This window comes from Streptomyces viridochromogenes DSM 40736, assembly GCF_000158955.1.
In the GTDB taxonomy this organism is placed as follows: Bacteria; Actinomycetota; Actinomycetes; order Streptomycetales; family Streptomycetaceae; genus Streptomyces; species Streptomyces venetus.
In genome coordinates this window covers 3,618,418-3,638,454 of record NZ_GG657757.1, presented here as the reverse complement: position 1 = coordinate 3,638,454, position 20,037 = coordinate 3,618,418, and the positions used below count along the sequence as shown (strand labels likewise).

Genomic DNA, 20,037 nt, shown 5'->3' with positions numbered 1-20,037 from the left:
AGGCCGTGCTGCGCTACCGCGCGCACGAGACGGGTCGGAGCAGCAGTTGATCCGGCGTTCGGCGCCCGGTACGCCGCACCCGGAGTGGCAGATCTTCCACGAGCTGCGGGCCATGAACGTGCCCCCGGGCCAGGTGCTGGAGCTGCACACCGAGCTGGAGTCGTGCGAGCTGCCGGGTGCGTACTGCGCGCGGATGATCCGGGAGCAGTGGCCGCAGGCGCGGATCACGAGCATCGCGCCGTACGGCACGGACCATGCGAGCCGGCAGCAGGGCATGCAGCAACTGCTGGCCCACCAGGGCGAGTTGCATCAGGTGGCGGACGGTCCGGCGCGTCCGGCTCCGGTGCGGGCGCCGTTGCCGCCGGTGCAGGGGGTGCCGCCGGTTCCGCCGGAGGCCGTCGCGCAGGAGCTGGGTGCCGCGTTCGGGCCGGGGGTGTTCCGGTTCGAGCAGGCCGCCGTGTCCCGGCAGGGTGTGCCGCCGGTCGTGGCGCACACGCTGGTGGTGGCCGGTCTGCCGGTGGACATGGGTCCGTTCTTCTGGGCGCAGGCCCAGCCGGGGCGGCCCGTTCCGACGCTGGCGGAGCTGGCGGCCGAGCGTGGTGTGCAGCCGGCGCCGGACGCGGGGTCGTACCTGGTGATGGGCAGTGACTTCGGCAAGGCGATCTGTGTGCAGTACGGCACGGCGAACATCGTCGCGGTGCCGGTGGAGGCGGGGCCCGGCGGGGCGCCCGTGCCGCCGCAGTTCGTGAACACGGGTCTGCCGGAGTTCGCGCGGTGCCTGGCGCTGCTGGGGCGGATGTGGCGGCTGCGGTTCGGGCTGAACCAGGAGCAGGCGGGTCGTTGGACCGTCGACTTCCAGGCGCAGCTGGCCGCGCTGGACCCGGCGGCGCTGGGATCGCCGGAGAGCTGGTGGTCGGTGCTGCTGGAGCAGATGTGGGACGGACTGCTGTGACGCACCTTCGCTGAGGTGTTCGGAGAGCCGGGTTCGGTCGCTGGTAGGGCGACCGGGCCCGGCTTTCTTCGTGCCGGGAAGGCGGTGGAGGGGTCTCCGGAGATTTTTTCCAGGTTCTTCGGGCCGGGCTGTCACATCTCCCTCCGTCGCTCCGTCAGTGCGGTGACAGCGCATCAGCGCATCACCGCCGACGCAGGAGGCAGAGACCATGCAGGCACGAATGACCAACCCGGCGTACGTCCTTCCCGGTGCGATGAAGGGCATCGGCACCCTTTTCCAGGCCATCGGGGAGGGCGGGCTGCGGCAGGACGTGGCGGAGATCGTCGCGCTGCGGGCCAGTCAGATCAACGGCTGTGGCGCCTGTGTGCACGGGCACGTCGCCAATCTCCGCAAGGCGGGGGCGAGTGAGGAGCGCATCGCGGCCGTCGCGGCCTGGCGGCACGCACCGTTCTTCTCGGAGGCCGAGCGGGCCGCGCTGAAGCTGGCGGAGGCGATGACGCGGCTGTCGGACCTGTCGGGGGAGTCGGTGCCGGACGCGCTGTGGGACGAGGTGGCCGACCACTTCGACGAGAAGGAGCTCTCGGCGCTGATCCTGACCGTCGCGGTCACCAACATGTTCAACCGCATCAACACGACCGTCCAGGAGCCCGCGGGTACCACCTGGGGGTGACGGCGGTGCGGCCCGGCCGTGGGCCGTTACCCCGGTGCGGAGTGTCGCGTTATGAACACTTCCCCCTGATCCACCAAGATGTGCGAAATCATCCCGTTTCGTACTCGGTTTCGTGTCGGTGTGGTGGAGAGGGGTCCCCGGATGAGCAGCGCATCGGTGTCCCCGCACGGCTTCGTGGCCGTGCGGGGACGCGGCTACCGTCCCCAGCAAGTCGACGAGTACGTCGGCGCCCTCTCGGCGGGGCGCGACGCGGCCTGGGAGCGGGCCGCCCGGCTGACGGTGCTCGCCCGGCAGATGGGCACGGAGCTGGAGGAACTGCGGGAGGTCGTGGCGGGACTGGCGCCGCAGACCTACGAGTCGCTCGGCGAGGGGGCCCGGCGGCTCTTCGAACTCGGCCAGGAGGAGGCCGCCGCCGTACGGGAGCGGGCGCGGCAGGAGGCGTGGCAACTCGTGAACGAGGCGCGGACGTCCGCGGCCGACGTGCGCGAGTCCGCGCAGGCGCAGGCCGACACCGTGCGCGCCGAGGCCGACGACCGGGCCCGGCACCGGCTGCTCGCGGCGCGTGCCGAGGCCGACGAGATCCTCGGCTCGGCCCGCGGCGAGGCGAAGGAGCAGCGGGGCGAGGCGCTGGCCGCCTTGCGGGAGGTGCGGCTGCGTACGTCCGGGCGGCTGGCCGAGCAGGACAAGGAACGCGCCGAGCGGTGGGCCGAGGTGGAGCGGGAGGAGGAGGCCCGGGCGGCGGAACTGGACGCGCGGCACGCGGAGGCGGTGGAGCGCGCCGAGGCGGCGCTGGCCGAGGCGGAACAGGCCTTCGCCGACGCCCAGATCTCAGCCCGGTCCGGCAGGAGGAGGCGCAGGCCCGTGCCGAGGTACTGGTCGCCGAGGCCCGTGAGCGCGCGGAGTCCGTCGACCAGGAGACGGACCGGGTGCTCCGCGAGCACACCCGGCACGCGGAGGTGGTGCGGGCACACATCGACCGCGTCCACGCCAACCTGGCGGCATGGGCGGGGCAGTCGGCGGACTGACCCGCGGTGCGGGTGCGGTCCCGCCCGGCGGTACGGCACGGCGCGTTCTGGGCTGCCGTGCCGTCCCTGTGCCCGTTCCGCTGCTGTGGCTGTGGCTGTGGCCGGGGCGGGGCCGCTGTCAGCGGTCCTCGCGTGTCGCTCCCGCGAGGATCGAGGCCTCCACCGCCTCGTACTGGTGGCGCTGTTCCTCCGACTGGTGACGGCCGGAGACCAGCGTGCCCAGCCAGCCGAAGGCGAAGCCCAGGGGGATGGTGACCAGGCCCGTGGTGGTGAACGGGAACCAGTTGAAGTCGGCGTCGGGGAACGCCGACAGGGGCGAGCCGGACACCAGGTTGGTGCCCGGCATCAGCAGCAGGACGGCCAGGGAACCGCCGATGAGGGTGCTGAGCAGGCCCGTGCGGGTGTAGCGGCGCCAGAAGAGGCTGTAGACCAGGGCGGGTGCGATGGCCGAGGCGCCCAGGCAGAACGACAGCGTCACCAGGGGCTGCAGACTGCGGTGCTGGACCTGTGTGGCCAGGAGGATCGCCGGGAGGCCCACCGCCAGCGCCGAGATCCGGGCCAGCGTCATCTCGCGGCGCGGTGACATCTCCTGCACCCGGGCGGCGAACACGTCGTGCGCGAGGGAGTTGGCGCAGGCGAGGATCATCCCGGCGACGGAGGCGAGCAGCGTGAGGAAGACGGCCGTGGTGACGGTCGTGAACAGGAACGTCTCCGCCGTCGAGACGTCCGCGCCGAACGCCGCCTGGGAGCCCAGCAGATAGGCCGTGTTGCCCCGCGGGTCGACCTGCGCGATCACCGCCCGCCCGACCAGGGCCGTCGCGCCGAAGCCGACGACCGTGATGACGAGGACGAACAGGGCCACGCCGGACACCGCCCAGGACATGGAACGCCGTACCTGCCGGGCGCTGGAGGCCGTGTACATGCGCATGGTGACGTGTGGCAGGACGCCACCGCCGAGGACCACCGTCAGCTGTGTGGTGATCATGTCCAGGCGGGGGCTGGGTCCGCCGGCGAACTGCAGGCCCGAGGAGAGGAACGCCGGGCCCACGCCGCTGTGGTCGGCGGCCGCGTCGAACAGGGCCCCCGGATTCCAGTCGAAGCGGTTCAGGATCAGTACGGCGACGACGATGCCGGAACCGAGCAGCATCACGATCTTCAGGATCTGGATGAGGGCGGTGCCCTTCATGCCGCCGATCGCCGCGTAGCTGATCATCAGCGCGCCCACGCCGATGATGCAGCCGGTCTGCAGCGACTCGCCGGAGAAGCCGAGGACGAACGCCATCAGCTGCCCGGTCCCCGCCAACTGCACCACCATCAGCGGCACCAGCGCCGCCAGGGTCACCGCGCAGGCCGCGATCCGGACGGCGCGTCCCGGCAAACGGCGGGTCAGCGCGTCGCCCATGGTGAACCGGCCCGCGTTGCGCAGCGGTTCGGCCAGCAGGAACATCAGCAGCATCAGCGACAGGGCCGTGCTCAGGGCCAGGACGGTCCCGTCGTAGCCGAACAGGGCGATCACGCCGCCGGTGCCGAGGACGGTCGCGGCGGAGATGTAGTCACCGGCGATGGCCAGGCCGTTGCGCATGGCGGACAGGGAGCTGTAGCCGGTGTAGAACTCGTCGAGGTCGTCCCGGTCCGGGCCCGTCATCACGCACAACAGCAGCGTGATCGTGGCGACGGCGGAGAAGCCGACCAGGGACATCGCCTGGGCGTTGCCGCTGAACTCGGTGGTCACCGTGCCCCCTCCCGTCTGGCGTCCAGCTCGGCCTGCTTGCGTATCCGCTCCGCGATCGGGTCGACACGGCGGCGGGCCGTCTGCTCGTACAGGGCGATCGCCAGCCAGGTGACGGGGACCTGGACGAGCGCGAGCAGCAGGCCGGTGGGCAGGCCGTCGGTGACGGTGCTCGTCATGAAGGACGGCGCGAACGCGGACAGCACCAGGAACAGGATGAAATATCCGAGCGCCGTGAGCGTGGCCACACGCCGCTGCCAGCGGTAGGCGCTGCGCAGGACCCGCAGGTCGCTGTGGTGCCCGAGGGCGGGGCGGCGCTGGGGACGCCTTCCGGCCGCCGGTTCGGGCTCCTGTTGCGGCACCCAGGGGTATGGGGGCTCCTGTTGCGGCACCCAGGGGTAGGTGTCGTAGGAAGGCGAGGAACCGGGTGGTCGGTATGGGTGGGAGGGCGGGGGGTCGTAGGACATCCCGGTGCTCCTTGCGCGGGGTCGGATCCGGTGCGGCGGACCGCAGGGAGATGGGGGCGGGCGGCCACGCACGTTACTTCGGAGCACCGGGGCTGCGCGAGGGTTTCACCAAACTGATTGGTCGGTATGCGCTTACCCTTCCGACCTCGGGTGTTACCTGCCCGACATGTCACGCCGACGAGCGCCCGGCCCTGAAGTCGAGAGGTCGGCGTATGTGGCGGACCCCGGGACGGCCGCCGACGGTCGTGTCCCCGACACGGGTGAAGCCGTTGCGGGCCAGGACCCTCATGGACGCCGGATTGTCCAGAGTCGTGACCGCGGTGAGGGACGTCAGCCCGTAGTCGGTGGCGGCCAGCCGGCACACCTGCGCGACGGCCGCCGTCGCCACGCCCCGGCCCGCCGCGCGTTCGCCGATGCGGTAGCCCAGTTCGGCGCCGCCGTCCACCAGGTCCATCAGGTTCACCCGGCCGATCAGTTCGCCCTCCTTCCCGAGGACGACATGGAAGCGGCACACACCCGCGTGCTGCTCCGCGAGGAGCGCCCGGTGGCGTTCGGCGAAGCCCGCCGCCGTGAAGTAGGCGTCCCCGCGGTCCGGCACCGTGCGGGCGAAGTACGCCCGGTTCGCCCACTCGAAGGCCAGCAGCGCGTCCGCGTGATCCGCCCGGAGAGGCTCCAACGTCACCATGCGCGGGAGGATACGTACCGTCAGTCCTTGAGGACCGGGAATTTCCGGGGCGCCAGGAACAGCAGCACCAGGAACGCCAGCGCCGCCGCGCACGAGGCGCCCAGGTAGACCGCGTGCACCGCGTCGGCGATGGCCCGCCGGGTCACCTCCGGGGCGGTGCCCGAGTCCAGCGCCCAGGTCACCGAGTCGAGGTCGCTCGCGCCACCGAGCCTGGCGGCCAGCACCCCGTTGGCGACCGCCCCGAAGACCGCCGCGCCGATCGTCTGGCCCGTCTGCCGGCAGAACAGCACGGACGCCGTCGTCGTACCGCGCTCGGCCCAGCCCACCGTCGACTGCACACCGACGATGAGCGGCAACTGGAACAGCCCCAGCGCGGCGCCGAGCAGCAGCATCAGCAGCGCCGGCTGCCACGCCTGACCTGGATACGGCAGGAAAAGGAAGGCGAACAGGATCAGCGCGGCCGCTCCGATGCCCAGCATCGCGGTGTTGCGGAAGCCGATCCGCCGGTACACGTGCTGACTGAGCGCCGCCGATATGGGCCAGCTCAACGTCCATACGGAGAGCACGAATCCGGCCGCCACGGGCGCGAGGCCCAGCACCGACTGGGCGTAGGTGGGCAGGAAGACCGTCGGCGCGACCATCAGCAGCCCCAGCGCGCCCAGGGCCAGATTGACCGCGGCGATCGTCCGGCGCCGCCACACCCAGCCCGGGATGATCGGCTCCGCCGCCCGGCGCTCCACCAGCACCACGACCGCGACCAGGGCAAGTCCCGTGGCGAACAGGGCGAGTGAGGGCGCCGACAGCCACGGCCACGCCACCCCGCCCTGCACCAGGGCCGTGAGCAGGACGCCGCCGCAGGCGAACACCGCGAGCGCGCCCGCCCAGTCCACGCGCGCGTGCGCGCCCTTCTCCCGCTGCGGCTCGTGCAGGTGACGGACGATCAGCCACAGGGCGACCGCGCCGATCGGCAGGTTGACCAGGAAGATCCAGCGCCAGTCCGCGTATGCGGCGAGCACCCCGCCGAGACCCGGGCCGGCGACCGCGGACACCGCCCACACGGTGGACAGCTTGGACTGGATCTTGGGGCGGTCCTTCAGCGGGTAGAGGTCGGCGGCGAGCGTCTGCACGGTTCCCTGGAGGGCGCCGCCGCCCAGGCCCTGCACGATGCGGAACGCGATGAGCGCCTCCATGTTCCAGGCCAGCGCGCACAGCAGTGAGCCCAGCAGGAAGAGCACCGAGCCCGCGACCAGGACCGGCTTGCGGCCGAAGGTGTCGGAGAGCTTGCCGTAGACGGGCAGCGTGACGGTGACGGCCAGCAGGTAGCCGGAGAACAGCCAGGAGAAGACGGAGAAGCCGCCGAGGTCCCCGACGATCTGGGGGACGGCGGTGGAGACGATGGTGGCGTCGAGCGCCGCCAGCGCCATCGAGAGCATCAGGGCGGCGACCACGGCTCCGCGCCGTCCGGTCGTGGCGGGACGCGCCGCCTCATGTGTCGCCGGTCTGGTGCTGCCCACCCCGGAACCCTTCCCTCGGTTCTGACTGCCCCTTGCACCTATCTGCCGCCGGACAGCTTCCCACTTGACCCTGACGTCGCGGGAGGGTGGAGCCTGAATGGGCCGTGGGGTGGAGCGAACCCTGAGAGGGTCTCCACCCTTCGGTGGACTGCCCCTAGGGGTACCTCCGCACTACGACCTGGGGAGGGTTCGTACCGGCGGAGGACGAGACGCCCGGGGGCCCGTCCTTAACCTGGCTTTACGCCGCTGGGGGGCGGTTTCACACACCGGCGGGGGTGGGGTTTTCCACAGGAAAAGACTGCGCTGAGCACCAGGGCGCGGGACCCCTCCCCGCCGGAAGACTTGAGGCACTGCACCATCTGCTGACCGACATAGGAGACATACCGTGACATCGGCTGTGACCATTCCCAGGCACGGGGGTACTGGAGGGCGTACGGCCGTTGCCGCGCGGGCGCGGCAGGTCGTGAAGGCGTACGGGTCCGGTGAGACCCGTGTCGTCGCCCTCGACCACGTCGACGTGGACATCGCACGCGGCCAGTTCACCGCGATCATGGGCCCCTCCGGGTCCGGCAAGTCCACGCTCATGCACTGCCTCGCCGGACTCGACACCGTCACCGGCGGTCAGATCTACCTCGACGACACCGAGATCACCGGCCTTAAGGACAAGAAGCTCACCCGACTGCGCCGGGACCGCATCGGGTTCATCTTCCAGGCGTTCAACCTGCTGCCCACGCTGAACGCGATAGAGAACATCACGCTGCCCATGGACATCGCGGGCCGCAAGCCCGACAAGCAGTGGCTGGCGCGGGTCGTGGAGACCGTCGGGCTCGCCGAGCGGCTCAAGCACCGGCCCACCCAGCTCTCCGGCGGCCAGCAGCAGCGCGTCGCCGTGGCGCGGGCCCTGGCGGCCCGGCCCGAGATCATCTTCGGGGACGAGCCGACCGGAAACCTCGACTCGCGCGCGGGCGCCGAGGTGCTCGGCTTCCTGCGCCGCTCGGTCGACGAGCTGGGCCAGACCATCGTGATGGTCACCCACGACCCGGTCGCCGCCTCCTACGCGGACCGTGTGCTGTACCTCGCCGACGGCCGCATCGTCGACGAGATGTACAAGCCGACCGCGGACGCCGTCCTGGACCGCATGAAGGACTTCGACGCGCGGGGGCGTACGTCATGACCGTCATGAAGACCTCCCTGCGCAACTTCTTCGCGCACAAGGGACGCATGGCGCTCTCCGCGATCGCCGTCCTGCTCTCGGTGGCCTTCGTCTGCGGGACGCTCGTCTTCACGGACACCATGTCGACCACGTTCGACAAGCTCTTCGCGGCCACGTCCTCGGACGTGACGGTGAGCGGCAAGGGCGCCTCCGACAGCGGCGAGACGACCTCCGACAACGGCAAGCCGCCGGTCATGCCGGCCTCCGTGCTCGGCGAGGTCCGCAAGGCGCAGGGCGTGAAGTCCGCCGAGGGCACGGTGTTCTCGACGTCGGTGACGGTCGTCGACGCCGACAAGGACAACCTTTCGCCCTCCAGCGGCGCCCCGACCATCGTCGGCAGCTGGAACGGCAACGACGCCCGCACCATGAAGATCACCTCCGGTGCGGCGCCCAAGGGCCCCGACCAGATCATGGTCGACGCCGACACCGCCGACAAGCACGACCTGAAGCTCGGCGACGAGATCGGCGTGATCAGCGCGGTCGGCACCCACGAGGCGAAGATCTCCGGCATCGCCGACTTCACCGTCACCAACCCCGGCGCCGCGATCTTCTACCTCGACACGAAGACCGCCCAGCAGACCCTGGTCGGCGAGACCGGCGTCTACACCAACGTCAACGTCACCGCGGCCTCCGGCGTCAGCGACGACCAGCTGAAGAAGAACGTCAAGGCCGCGCTCGGCGGCGACGTCCAGGTGCAGACCGCCAAGGAGACCGCCGACGCCAACCAGAAGGACGTCGAGGGCTTCATGAACGTCATGAAGTACGCGATGCTCGGCTTCGCCGGGATCGCCTTTCTCGTCGGCATCTTCCTGATCATCAACACCTTCTCCATGCTGGTCGCCCAGCGCACCAGGGAGATCGGCCTGATGCGGGCGATCGGCTCCTCCCGCAAGCAGGTCAACCGCTCGGTCCTGGCCGAGGCGCTGCTGCTCGGCCTCGTCGGATCCGTGCTCGGCGTGGGCGCCGGTGTCGGCCTCGCCGTCGGCCTGATGAAGCTCATGGGCCAGATGGGCATGGAACTGTCCACCGACGACCTGACCGTGGCCTGGACGACCCCGGCGGTCGGCCTCGTCCTCGGCGTGGTCGTCACCGTCCTGGCCGCCTACCTGCCCGCCCGGCGCGCCGGCAAGATCTCCCCGATGGCCGCGCTGCGCGACGCGGGAGCCCCCGCGGACGCCAAGTCCAGCTGGATCCGCGGCGTGATCGGCACCGTCCTCACCGGCGCAGGCGGCTTCGGCCTGTACCTGGCGGCGGCGGCCGACAAGGCCAAGGAGGGCTCGCTGTGGCTCGGCCTCGGCGTGGTCCTGTCGCTGATCGGGTTCGTCGTCATCGGCCCGCTGCTCGCCGGTGGTGTGGTCCGCGTCCTGGGCGCCGTCCTGCTGCGCATGTTCGGCCCCGTCGGCCGCATGGCCGAGCGCAACGCCCTGCGCAACCCGCGCCGCACCGGCGCGACCGGCGCCGCGCTGATGATCGGCCTCGCCCTCGTGGCGTGCCTGTCCGTGGTCGGCTCCTCCATGGTGGCGTCCGCCACCGACCAGCTCGACAAGACCGTCGGCACGGACTTCATCCTCCAGTCCGACAGCGGCCAGCTGATCACCCCGCAGGCCGTCAAGGCCGCTAAGTCGGCGAAGGACGTGGAGCGGGTCACCGAGTACAAGTGGAGCAAGGCCGACTTCACCACCCCCGACGGCAAGACGCTCAAGGACACGGCGATCACGGCGGCCGACCCGTCCTACGCGACGGACCTGCGCACCGAGACCGTCGCCGGCAAGCTCCCCGACGCCTACAAGCCCGACTCGATGTCCGTGCACGAGAAGTTCGCCAAGGACCACGGCATCAGCCTCGGCTCCAAGATCAAGGTGGCCTTCAAGGACGGCCGTACGGCCGACCTCACCGTCCGGGCGATCACCAGCAGTGACGTCGTGATCGACGCGGGCGCGATGTACACGTCCATCTCGACGATGGCCAAGTACGTCCCCGCCGACAAGATGCCGCTGGACACGCTGCTCTTCGCCACCGCCGAGGAGGGACAGCAGGACGCCGCCTACAAGTCCCTGAAGTCGGCGCTGCACGACTACCCGCAGTACACCGTGCGCGACCAGACCGACTACAAGGACGCCCTGAAGGACCAGATCGGCCAGCTGCTCAACATGATCTACGGTCTGCTGGCCCTGGCGATCATCGTCGCCATCCTGGGCGTGGTGAACACGCTGGCCCTGTCTGTGGTGGAGCGCACCCGGGAGATCGGCCTGATGCGGGCGATCGGCCTCTCCCGCCGCCAGCTGCGCCGCATGATCCGCATGGAGTCCGTCGTCATCGCCCTCTTCGGTGCCCTCCTGGGCCTCGGACTGGGCATGGGCTGGGGTGCCACCGCACAGCAGCTGCTCGCCCTGGAGGGCCTGGGAGTGCTGGAGATTCCCTGGCCGACCATCATCGGCGTCTTCATCGGCTCGGCGTTCGTCGGACTGTTCGCGGCACTGATCCCGGCGTTCCGGGCGGGCCGGATGAACGTCCTGAACGCGATCGCGACCGAATAGCCGCCAGGCCGGTCAGCCGGCCGAGGACCACCGCACACGGGGGTTGCGGGGGACGGACCCGCCCCGGAGGTATCGCCTCCGGGGCGGGTTCCGCGCGTGCGCGAAGCGGTGCGGGGCACCTGCGGGACGCGGCGCGGACACCCGGGCGAAGCGGTGCGGGCCCCCTAGGCGGCGGTGAGCCGCTCCAGGACCACGTACCCGCCGGCCGTGCCCGCGACGGCGTACTCGGTCGGCCTCGGCGGGAACGGGCGTCATCCACAGCCCCACCGCTCAGCCCCGCATCGTCGTACGCTGGAGACCCCCGGCCCGCGGCGCGCGTCGGGCCCGTCGTGTTGCCCACCCCTGGACGGAAAAAGCCCCCATGAGCTTGCACGGTCTGCTCGACGCCGTAGTCAAGGACGCCGCCCTCGCGGAAGCGATCGAGGCAGCCGCAGACGGCAACCGCATGCACGTCGACCTGGTCGGCCCCCCTGCCGCCCGCCCCTTCGCGGTCGCCGGCCTCGCCCGTGACACGGGCCGCCCGGTGCTGGCCGTGACGGCGACGGGCCGCGAGGCGGAGGACCTGGCCGCCGCCCTGCGCTCCCTCCTCCCGCCGGAGGAGGTCGTGGAGTACCCGTCCTGGGAGACGCTTCCGCACGAGCGGCTCAGCCCCCGCAGCGACACCGTGGGCCGCCGCCTGGCCGTGCTGCGCCGCCTGGCGCACCCTCGCCCCGACGACCCCGAGACCGGCCCGGTCTCCGTCGTCGTGGCGCCCGTACGGTCCGTGCTCCAGCCGCAGGTCAAGGGCCTCGGCGACCTCGAACCGGTCTCCCTGAGGACAGGGCAGAGCGCCGACCTGGAGGAGATCGTCGACGCCCTGGCGGCCGCGGCGTACGCGCGCGTGGAACTGGTCGAGAAGCGCGGCGAGTTCGCCGTCCGCGGTGGCATCCTCGACGTCTTCCCGCCCACCGAGGAACACCCCCTGCGCGTCGAGTTCTGGGGCGACGACGTCGAGGAGATCCGCTACTTCAAGGTCGCCGACCAGCGCTCCCTCGAAGTCGCCGAGCACGGCCTGTGGGCGCCGCCGTGCCGCGAACTGCTGCTCACCGAGGACGTCCGCGCGCGTGCGCGGGCCCTGGCCGAACAACACCCCGAGCTGGGCGAACTCCTCGGCAAGATCGCCGAGGGGATCGCCGTGGAGGGCATGGAGTCCCTCGCGCCGGTCCTCGTCGACGACATGGAGCTGCTGCTCGACGTGCTGCCCAAGGGCGCCATGGCCGTCGTCTGCGACCCGGAGCGGGTCCGCACGCGCGCGTCGGACCTCGTGGCCACGTCCCAGGAGTTCCTCCAGGCCTCCTGGGCGGCCACCGCCGGCGGCGGCGAGGCGCCCATCGACGTCGGCGCGGCCTCCCTGTGGTCCATCGCGGACGTCCGCGACCGGGCCCGCGAGCTGGACATGATGTGGTGGTCCGTGTCGCCGTTCGCCGCGGACGAGGATCTCGACAAGGACACCCTGAAGCTGGGCATGCACGCCCCGGAGACCTACCGCGGCGACACCGCCAAGGCCCTCGCCGACACCAAGGGCTGGCTCGCCGACGGCTGGCGCACGGTGTTCGTGACGGAGGGCCACGGCCCGGCCGCCCGTACGGTCGAGGTACTGGGCGGCGAGGGCATCGCGGCCCGCCTCGACTCCGACCTCGCCGAGATCTCCCCGTCCGTCGTGCACGTGGCGTGCGGCTCGATCGACCACGGCTTCGTCGACACGGCCCTCAGGCTCGCCGTCCTCACCGAGACCGACCTGTCGGGGCAGAAGGCGTCCGGCCGCGAGGGCGCCCGGATGCCGGCCCGCCGCCGCAAGACCATCGACCCGCTCACCCTGGAGGCGGGCGACTACATCGTCCACGAGCAGCACGGCGTGGGCCGCTACATCGAGATGGTGCAGCGCGTCGTGCAGGGCGCCACCCGCGAGTACCTGGTCGTCGAGTACGCCCCCGCCAAGCGCGGCCAGCCCGGCGACCGCCTCTACATCCCCACCGACCAGCTGGAGCAGATCACCAAGTACGTCGGCGGCGAGGCCCCCACCCTGCACCGCCTGGGCGGCGCCGACTGGACGAAGACGAAGGCCCGCGCGAAGAAGGCGGTCAAGGAGATCGCCGCCGACCTCATCAAGCTGTACAGCGCGCGCATGGCCGCCCCCGGGCACGCCTTCGGGGCCGACACCCCCTGGCAGCGCGAACTGGAGGACGCCTTCCCCTACGCGGAGACGCCCGACCAGCTCACCACCATCGCCGAGGTCAAGGAAGACATGGAGAAGACGGTCCCCATGGACCGCCTGATCTGCGGCGACGTCGGCTACGGCAAGACCGAGATCGCGGTCCGGGCCGCCTTCAAGGCCGTCCAGGACGGCAAGCAGGTGGCCGTCCTCGTCCCCACGACCCTGCTGGTGCAACAGCACTTCGGGACGTTCAGCGAGCGGTACGCGCAGTTCCCGGTCAATGTGCGGGCCCTGTCCCGCTTCCAGACCGACACCGAGGCCAAGGCGGTCCTGGAGGGCCTGCGCGAGGGCTCGGTCGACATCGTCATCGGCACGCACCGCCTGTTCTCGTCCGAGACGAAGTTCAAGGACCTGGGCCTCGTCATCGTCGACGAGGAGCAGCGCTTCGGCGTCGAGCACAAGGAGCAGCTGAAGAAGCTCCGGGCCAACGTCGACGTGCTGACCATGTCCGCCACCCCGATCCCCAGGACGCTGGAGATGGCGGTGACCGGCATCCGCGAGATGTCGACGATCACGACACCGCCGGAGGAACGGCACCCGGTGCTGACCTTCGTCGGCCCGTACGAGGAGAAGCAGATCGGCGCGGCCATCCGCCGCGAACTGCTGCGCGAGGGCCAGGTCTTCTACATCCACAACCGGGTCGAGTCGATCGACCGGGCCGCGGCCCGGCTGCGCGAGATCGTCCCCGAGGCGCGCATCGCCACCGCGCACGGGCAGATGTCGGAGCAGGCGCTGGAGCAGGTCGTCGTCGACTTCTGGGAGAAGAAGTTCGACGTGCTGGTGTCCACGACGATCGTGGAGTCCGGCATCGACATCTCCAACGCGAACACCCTCATCGTGGAGCGCGGCGACAACTTCGGCCTCTCCCAGCTGCACCAGCTGCGCGGCCGGGTGGGCCGGGGCCGCGAGCGCGGGTACGCGTACTTCCTCTACCCGCCCGAGAAGCCGCTGACCGAGACCGCGCACGAACGGCTCGCCACCATCGCCCAGCACACGGAGATGGGCGCGGGCATGTACGTGGCGATGAAGGACCTGGAGATCCGCGGCGCGGGCAACCTGCTCGGCGGCGAGCAGTCCGGCCACATCGCGGGGGTCGGCTTCGACCTGTACGTGCGGATGGTCGGCGAGGCCGTGGCCGACTACCGGCGCCAGCTGGAGACCGGTGAGATCGAGGAGGAGCCGCCGCTCGAGGTCAAGATCGAGCTGCCCGTCGACGCGCACGTCCCGCACGACTACGCGCCGGGCGAGCGCCTCCGGCTCCAGGCGTACCGCGCCATCGCCTCCGCCAACTCGGAGGAGGACATCAAGGCCGTACGCGAGGAACTCGTCGACCGCTACGGCAAGTTGCCCGAACCGGTGGAGAACCTGCTGCTCGTGGCCGGCCTGCGGATGTTCGCGCGCTCCTGCGGCGTCGGCGAGATCGTGCTCCAGGGCAACAACATCCGCTTCGCGCCGGTGGAGTTGCGCGAGTCGCAGGAGCTGCGGGTCAAGCGGCTGTACCCCGGGGTCGTCATCAAGCCCGCGGTCCACCAGGTGCTGGTGCCGCGCCCGAAGACCGCGAAGGTGGGCGGGAAGCCGCTGGTCGGGCGGGAGTTGCTGGCGTGGGTCGGGGAGTTCCTGACGTCGGTGCTGGGTTCCTGAGGGTCGGGCTCGTCCGAAGGGTCGTCAGGCCACCGGTCGTACGCGGGCGTCGGTGGCCTCGCGCAGTGCCGCCGCCAGCCGGTCGCGGACCGCGACCTGCGCGGCGATGCGCGCGTCCAGCACCGCGAGACGCCCGGCGGCGATCCGGAGCGCCTCGTCGGAGGCGGGCCCTGCCGTGACGTCACCGTCCAGGCAGGGCAGGAACACCCGTACGTCGTCCAGCGTCAGGCCCACCTCCAGCAGCCGGCGGACGTTGCGGACGCGGACGGCCGTACCGGCGTCGTACAGGCGGTAGCCGTTCGCGGCGCGCACGGAGGTGATGAGCCCCGCCTGCTCGTAGTGGCGCAGGGCGCGCGGCGTCGTGCCGGTCGCCTCGGCGAGTTCACCGATCCGCATGGCCCGCGTGGTCCGCGTGGTCCGCGTGGTCCGCGTGGTCCGCGTGAGAGGTTCTGCCATGAGCGTCAGTCTCATGCGACCACCGCACCACCGTCCACCGGCAGGACCACGCCGGTGACGAACGAGGCCTGCGGCGAAGCCAGTTGGGTGATGGCCCAGGCGACCTCCTCGGGGCGTCCGACCCGGCCGAGGGGCGTGTGCCGGAGTTGCCACGCCCGGACGGCGGCCTGCTGCTCGGGAGTCCGGCCCGAGTGCTCGCCGATCGGTGTGTCGATCGCCCCCGGGGCCACCGCGGCGACCCGGATCCCCAGCGGGGCGAGCTCGATCGCCCAACCGCGGGTGAGCACTTCCAGGGCCGCTTTCCCGGCCGCGTAGAGGGAGTTGCCCGGCCAGCCGCGCTGCCCGACGGACGTCGTCACGTTCACGATCACACCGCGGCTGTCCTCGAGGGCGGGGAGCGCGGCCTGGACGAGCAGCACGGGAGCGAGGAGGTTCGTCGCGAGCAGGGGCTCGACGGCGGTACGCGTGTAGGTGCGCAGGGACTGGGGGCTCACGATGCCGGCGTTGTTGACGAGCACGTCGATCCGGCCGTGCCGGTCGAGTGCCGTGCCGACGATGGTCTCGGGGCCGTCGGCCGCCGTGACGTCGGCGACGAGCGGGCTGATGCGGGACGGGTCGTGGGCGGCGGTCTCGGCGAGGGGCGCCTCGCGGCGGCCCACCGCGACGACGTGGGCGCCCTCGTCGGCGAATGCGCGGGCGGTGGCGCGGCCTATGCCCGTACCGGCGCCGGTGACGAGCACGGTGCGCGGGGTCTTGTGGTGTGGAGCTGTCATACCGGGATCGTCGGACCCTGACGTCAGTGTCAAGGTCAAACGCGCACCGCACGGGTCTCCCCGCAGCGCGGGAAGCCGCCCGCAGGAGCCGTGTCGCCGCGGACGGCCTCCGAAGCAGGAGGCGTTACTGCCCCTGGAGGCCTTACTGCCCCTCGGGCCGGTCGCGGTCGCGGTCCATGCCGAGTGAGCCCTCGGCCCGCTGCTGCCCCCGGTCGATCTGCTCCTCGTACGTGCCGCCGGTCTTCTCGTTCATCCTCTGTTCGGCGGTGTCCGAGCCTTGCTTGGCCTTGTGGCGCCCCTGGCTCTTGAACCGGTCGAAGATACCCATGCAGAGCTCCTTCCAGAGGTCATTCAAGACCGACGATACGCGTGACATGTGAGGAATGCTCTTTTAGTCCCACTGTGGTCTGTACCTCTCCCTCGCTACGGTGGAGCCCGGACAGAGGCTGCCCCGTACCGGGCGGGACGGCGAGCAGGGGAGGGGCGCACGGTGGCGCGTCTGAGGGGCGGGGCGGTACTGGCTGCCGCGATGGTGTTCGCCGGTTCGGCACTGACCGGCTGCGAGGGCCTGGCCCCGCCTGCCGACGGCGGTGGCCCCTCCGGCTCCGGCGTTCCGACCGCGGGCGACGGACGAGCCGTGAGCCCGCTGGACAACCCGGACGGCACGAAGCCGGGCCTGGCGGCGATCACGTCCGACGGGGACAGGTCGCGGGCGCGGGCCGTGATCGAGAAGGTGGAGACCAAGGGGCGTGGCCCGCGAACGGGCTACGAGCGGGACGAGTTCGGCTACGCCTGGATGGACTCGGCGCCGGGCGACGTGCCCTTCGCGCGCAACGGCTGCGATACGCGCAACGACCTCCTGAAACGCGACGGTGAGGGCCTCCGCTTCCGGGCGGGCTCGGACTGCGTCGTCGTGTCACTGACGCTGCACGACCCGTACACCGGGACGGCCATCGAGTGGACCAAGTCGCGGGCGACGAAGGTCCAGATAGACCACGTCATGCCGCTGTCGTACGACTGGCAGATGGGCGCCTCGCGCTGGACGAAGGACAAGCGGGAGGCCATAGCGAACGACCCGCTCAACCTCGTCCCGGTGGACGGCCCGACCAACGGTTCCAAGGGCGACTCCGGCCCCGCGTCCTGGCTGCCGCCCAGCAAGCGGATCCGCTGCTCCTACGTGGTGCGCTTCGCCCAGGTGTCCCTGAAGTACGACCTCCCCGTCACGTCGGCCGACAAGCGGATGATGCTCAGGCAGTGCGGCGGGTGAACCCGGAACCGGACTCCCCCGGGAGGGCGTTGAGGGACCGCCGGAGCGCGATGCCGAGCGGACTGGTGGCGCTGGCCCTCGGCGGCTTCGGGATCGGTCTGACCGAGTTCCTGATCGCCGGGCTGCTGCCGCAGGTGGCGTCGAGCCTCACGGTGTCCGAGGCGGCTGCCGGCTGGCTGATCTCCGGGTACGCGCTCAGTGTCGCCATCGGGGCGATCGCCCTGACCGCGGCGACGGCACGGCTGCCCCGCAAACAGGTCCTGGTGGGCCTGGTGACGCTGTTCGTCCTCGGCAACCTGCTCTCGGCCGTCGCCCCGAACTATCCGGTGATGCTGCTCGGGCGGATCGTCGCGGCGTTGTGCCACGGTTCGTTCTTCGGGATCGGCTCGCTGGTCGCGCGCGGTCTGGTCGCGCCGGAGAAGAAGTCCCGGGCCGTGGCGGTCATGTTCGCGGGGCTGACGGTCGCGAACGTGCTGGGCGTGCCCTTCGGCGCACTGGTCGGCGAACGCTGGGGCTGGCGGGCGGCCTTCTGGGCGGTCACCGGGATCGGTGTACTCGCGCTGGCGGGCATCGCCACGCTGGTCCCGGCGGGAGCGGGCCGGACGCCATCGGCCTCCGGGGCGGACGGGGCGGGCCAGGAACGACCGGCCGGTCTGGCAACGCAGCTGCGCGCGTTCCGTTCCGGGCAGGTGTGGCTGACCCTGGTGGCGACCGCGCTCGGCTACGGCGGGATGTTCGGGGCGTTCAGCTACATCGCCTACACGTTCACCGAGGTCAGTGGCTTTGATCCACAGGACGTCGCCTGGCTGCTGATGGTGTACGGCGTGGGGCTGGTCGTCGGGAACCTGGTCGGGGGCCGTGCGGCCGACCGCGACCGGGACCGCGCCCTGGTCCTCGCCCTGCTCGGACTCACCCTCACACTGGCCTTGTTCGGCTTGCTGGCAGCCGACGCCACCGCCTCGGTGGTCCTGGTGTTCCTGATGGGAGTGACCGGGTTCGCCAGTGTGCCCGGGATGATCACACGCGTCACCGACCACGCGCACGGTGCCGCGCTGGCCGCAAGCGCCAACGTGTCCGCGTCCAACGTGGGCAACGCGCTCGGCGCCTGGCTCGGAGGCCTGGCCATCGGCGCGGGGCTCGGCTACACCTCGCCCCTCTACGTCGGCGCCGGGATCGCCCTGGCCTCCACCGTCGTCATGGTCGTCGCCGCGCGTCGAGCCAGGGCTCCGCAGGCGGAAGACCGCGTCCCCGCGCGGTAATTCGATTCCGGGCGTACGCGTCCGCGCCTACCGTGACCGCATGCAGCCGAAGACATCAAGCCTCGCCGACCGCCCGGAGATGCTGGAGCGGATCGTCGGGATGGCGGACAGCTGGCCGGAGTTCGTGGTCCAGGACCTCGTGGGCGCGGCGCACTTCCCGCGGATCGCCACCGAACTCCCGGAGTACGTCCTGTTCGCCGAGGACGAGCGGGGCGAGGTCGTCGCGAACGCCTACAGCGTGCCCTTCGCGCTGGACGCCGAAGGCCGTGGCCGGCTGCCCGCGAACGGCTGGGACGCGGTCCTCGTGTGGGCCTTCTCCGACCTGCGTCGCGGGGTCCGCCCCGACACGGTCAGCGCGATCTCGGTGTCGGTCGCCCCGCACGCGCAGGGCCGCGGCCTGTCCGGGCTGATGCTCTCGGCCATGCGCGACAACGCCCGGGCCCGCGGCTTCCGCGAGGTCGTCGCCCCGGTCCGCCCCAACGCCAAGCACCTGGAACCGCACACTCCGATCGAGGAGTACGTCCGCCGTGTGCGCCCCGACGGCCTGCCCCAGGACCCGTGCTGCGCGTCCACGCCCGGGCCGGAGCCACCATCGACTCCGTGGCACCGGCGTCCATGACGGTGTCCGCCCCACTCGCCGACTGGCGCCGCTGGACAGGGCTGCCCTTCGACACCGAGGGCGACATCGAGGTGCCCGGCGGTCTGGTGCCGGTGCGCTGCGAGCCGGAGCGCGGGTACGCGGTGTACGTCGAGCCCAACGTGTGGATGCGGCACCCGCTGTAGGAGAGGAGGGCCTCCCGAGGTGGCCCTCCTCTCTCGCTCCTGGCACGCGTAGTGATCAGCACGACAACGGTTCGGTACAACCCGTGACCGGTTGTCCGTGTCGGGCTATACGCTCGGATTCCCCACCGGGCTCTGTCACTCGCCCGTCCCCTTCCCATCGGCTACACCGGTCCAGGAGCAGTCATGTACGGCCAAGGCGCGGCGCCGCCCTCCCGTAGCGCGGCAACGGTCATCTCCCTGCGCGTGCTGTTCGCCGCAGCCGGCGTCCTCACCTGCGGCTTCCTGGCCTGTGTACCGCTGTTCCGGGTGGCCTTCCTACGCGGACGGGCCCTCGACTGGGCGGCGGCCTGGGTGAGCCTGCCCCTGTCCATCGCCTGCTTCGCGGTGATCGGCGTCCTGCCGGAGAGCGACTTCCGGACCGACATCGCGCTCGCCGTGATCATGCTGCTCGGCGTGGGCGCGGCCGTCTGGTTCCTGATCGTGGACATCGGCCACCACAGCGCGCCGCCCCGGCAGTTCGCCGGCTACGCGCCGCCCCACGCGCCGACCGTCCCCACCCAGCAGTCCCCGCAGTCCCCGTACGGCTATCCGCACCCCACGTCGCCCTACACCCCCTCGTCCACGCCCGTCCCGCAGCCCCCGTCGCACCAGCCGCCGCAGCACCCCGTACCCCCGTCCCCGCAGCGCCCCGCGCCCGCCCGCATCGACCAGGTACGTGCCGAACTCGACGAGCTCAGCGACTACCTGCGCCGGCAGGACGGCCGGCCGGACGGCGCCCCCGGTGATTCCGAGGGCGGCAGGTGAGCGCGGCG

Annotated in this window: 15 protein-coding genes and 2 pseudogenes; 9 read left to right on the top strand and 8 right to left on the bottom strand. The window is 71.5% G+C overall.

The genetic code is table 11. The features are described from left to right. Window positions 1–952, top strand: a pseudogene (locus SSQG_RS15825) (SUKH-4 family immunity protein); the annotation flags it as partial. Window positions 953–1,160: 208 nt separating this feature from the next. Further along, window positions 1,161–1,622 carry a carboxymuconolactone decarboxylase family protein gene (locus SSQG_RS15820; protein WP_003990794.1) on the top strand — a complete coding sequence of 154 codons (462 nt, stop codon included), beginning with the start codon at window positions 1,161–1,163 and terminating at the stop codon, window positions 1,620–1,622. Window positions 1,623–1,972: 350 nt separating this feature from the next. On the opposite strand, the gene SSQG_RS43685 is transcribed toward SSQG_RS15820, so the two are convergent. The 5 genes from SSQG_RS43685 to SSQG_RS15795 form a co-directional block, all read right to left on the bottom strand. Then, entirely contained in the window at window positions 1,973–2,608 is a 636-nt protein-coding gene (locus SSQG_RS43685) for a hypothetical protein (RefSeq protein WP_039932831.1), read from the bottom strand. 157 nt (window positions 2,609–2,765) lie between these two features. Continuing rightward, window positions 2,766–4,379, bottom strand: a complete 1,614-nt coding sequence (locus SSQG_RS15810; protein ID WP_003990792.1) for a cation acetate symporter — start codon at window positions 4,377–4,379, stop codon at window positions 2,766–2,768. Beyond that, window positions 4,376–4,843 (bottom strand): DUF485 domain-containing protein, encoded by a 468-nt coding sequence (locus tag SSQG_RS15805; protein ID WP_003990791.1) that lies wholly within the window; start codon window positions 4,841–4,843, stop codon window positions 4,376–4,378. Before SSQG_RS15805 ends, SSQG_RS15810 begins: the two co-directional genes overlap by 4 nt. Window positions 4,844–5,012: 169 nt before the next feature. After that, complete coding sequence (locus tag SSQG_RS15800) at window positions 5,013–5,528, bottom strand: GNAT family N-acetyltransferase (RefSeq protein WP_003990790.1); 516 nt, start codon at window positions 5,526–5,528, stop codon at window positions 5,013–5,015. 20 nt (window positions 5,529–5,548) lie between these two features. Continuing rightward, entirely contained in the window at window positions 5,549–7,042 is a 1,494-nt protein-coding gene (locus SSQG_RS15795) for an MFS transporter (RefSeq protein ID WP_003990789.1), read from the bottom strand. A gap of 385 nt (window positions 7,043–7,427) precedes the next feature. Between SSQG_RS15795 and SSQG_RS15790 the strand changes: the two genes are divergently transcribed. The 3 genes from SSQG_RS15790 to mfd all read left to right on the top strand — a co-directional run bounded on the left by SSQG_RS15790 (window position 7,428) and on the right by mfd (window position 14,687). After that, on the top strand, window positions 7,428–8,216 hold the full coding sequence (locus SSQG_RS15790; protein WP_003990788.1) for an ABC transporter ATP-binding protein: 789 nt from the start codon (window positions 7,428–7,430) through the stop codon (window positions 8,214–8,216). Then, window positions 8,213–10,792: an ABC transporter permease gene (locus tag SSQG_RS15785; protein ID WP_039932829.1), complete on the top strand. Its 2,580-nt coding sequence runs from the start codon at window positions 8,213–8,215 to the stop codon at window positions 10,790–10,792. The genes SSQG_RS15790 and SSQG_RS15785 overlap by 4 nt, the downstream gene beginning before the upstream one ends. A gap of 361 nt (window positions 10,793–11,153) precedes the next feature. After that, a complete protein-coding gene (gene mfd / locus SSQG_RS15780; RefSeq protein WP_003990786.1) occupies window positions 11,154–14,687 on the top strand; it encodes a transcription-repair coupling factor in 3,534 nt (1,177 codons plus the stop codon). Between the two features lie 24 nt (window positions 14,688–14,711). Here mfd and SSQG_RS15775 read toward each other — a convergent pair whose 3' ends face one another. The 3 genes from SSQG_RS15775 to SSQG_RS15765 form a co-directional block, all read right to left on the bottom strand. After that, window positions 14,712–15,083 carry a MerR family transcriptional regulator gene (locus SSQG_RS15775; protein ID WP_003990785.1) on the bottom strand — a complete coding sequence of 124 codons (372 nt, stop codon included), beginning with the start codon at window positions 15,081–15,083 and terminating at the stop codon, window positions 14,712–14,714. A gap of 71 nt (window positions 15,084–15,154) precedes the next feature. After that, window positions 15,155–15,916: an SDR family NAD(P)-dependent oxidoreductase gene (locus tag SSQG_RS15770; RefSeq protein WP_039932828.1), complete on the bottom strand. Its 762-nt coding sequence runs from the start codon at window positions 15,914–15,916 to the stop codon at window positions 15,155–15,157. A 142-nt stretch (window positions 15,917–16,058) separates the two neighbouring features. Further along, window positions 16,059–16,244 carry an antitoxin gene (locus SSQG_RS15765; RefSeq protein ID WP_039932827.1) on the bottom strand — a complete coding sequence of 62 codons (186 nt, stop codon included), beginning with the start codon at window positions 16,242–16,244 and terminating at the stop codon, window positions 16,059–16,061. A gap of 162 nt (window positions 16,245–16,406) precedes the next feature. On the opposite strand from SSQG_RS15765, the gene SSQG_RS15760 reads away from it, so the two are divergent. The 4 genes and pseudogenes from SSQG_RS15760 (at window position 16,407) to SSQG_RS15745 (ending at window position 20,029) form a co-directional block, all read left to right on the top strand. Beyond that, window positions 16,407–17,183, top strand: a complete 777-nt coding sequence (locus SSQG_RS15760; RefSeq protein WP_003990782.1) for an HNH endonuclease family protein — start codon at window positions 16,407–16,409, stop codon at window positions 17,181–17,183. A gap of 50 nt (window positions 17,184–17,233) precedes the next feature. Further along, on the top strand, window positions 17,234–18,442 hold the full coding sequence (locus SSQG_RS15755) for an MFS transporter (protein ID WP_003990781.1): 1,209 nt from the start codon (window positions 17,234–17,236) through the stop codon (window positions 18,440–18,442). A gap of 40 nt (window positions 18,443–18,482) precedes the next feature. Then, window positions 18,483–19,225 (top strand): annotated as a pseudogene (locus SSQG_RS15750) (N-acetyltransferase). Between the two features lie 183 nt (window positions 19,226–19,408). Then, window positions 19,409–20,029, top strand: a complete 621-nt coding sequence (locus tag SSQG_RS15745) for a hypothetical protein (protein WP_003990779.1) — start codon at window positions 19,409–19,411, stop codon at window positions 20,027–20,029. Window positions 20,030–20,037: the final 8 nt, after the last annotated feature.

Coding starts and splice junctions, on each gene's coding strand:
- SSQG_RS15820 (WP_003990794.1), top strand. CDS start 1,161: ATGCAGGCACGAATGACCAACCCGGCGTACGTCCTTCCCGGTGCGATG.
- SSQG_RS15805 (WP_003990791.1), bottom strand. CDS start 4,843: ATGTCCTACGACCCCCCGCCCTCCCACCCATACCGACCACCCGGTTCC.
- SSQG_RS15800 (WP_003990790.1), bottom strand. CDS start 5,528: ATGGTGACGTTGGAGCCTCTCCGGGCGGATCACGCGGACGCGCTGCTG.
- SSQG_RS15785 (WP_039932829.1), top strand. CDS start 8,213: ATGACCGTCATGAAGACCTCCCTGCGCAACTTCTTCGCGCACAAGGGA.
- mfd (WP_003990786.1), top strand. CDS start 11,154: ATGAGCTTGCACGGTCTGCTCGACGCCGTAGTCAAGGACGCCGCCCTC.
- SSQG_RS15775 (WP_003990785.1), bottom strand. CDS start 15,083: ATGCGGATCGGTGAACTCGCCGAGGCGACCGGCACGACGCCGCGCGCC.
- SSQG_RS15770 (WP_039932828.1), bottom strand. CDS start 15,916: ATGACAGCTCCACACCACAAGACCCCGCGCACCGTGCTCGTCACCGGC.
- SSQG_RS15765 (WP_039932827.1), bottom strand. CDS start 16,244: ATGGGTATCTTCGACCGGTTCAAGAGCCAGGGGCGCCACAAGGCCAAG.
- SSQG_RS15755 (WP_003990781.1), top strand. CDS start 17,234: ATGCCGAGCGGACTGGTGGCGCTGGCCCTCGGCGGCTTCGGGATCGGT.
- SSQG_RS15745 (WP_003990779.1), top strand. CDS start 19,409: ATGTACGGCCAAGGCGCGGCGCCGCCCTCCCGTAGCGCGGCAACGGTC.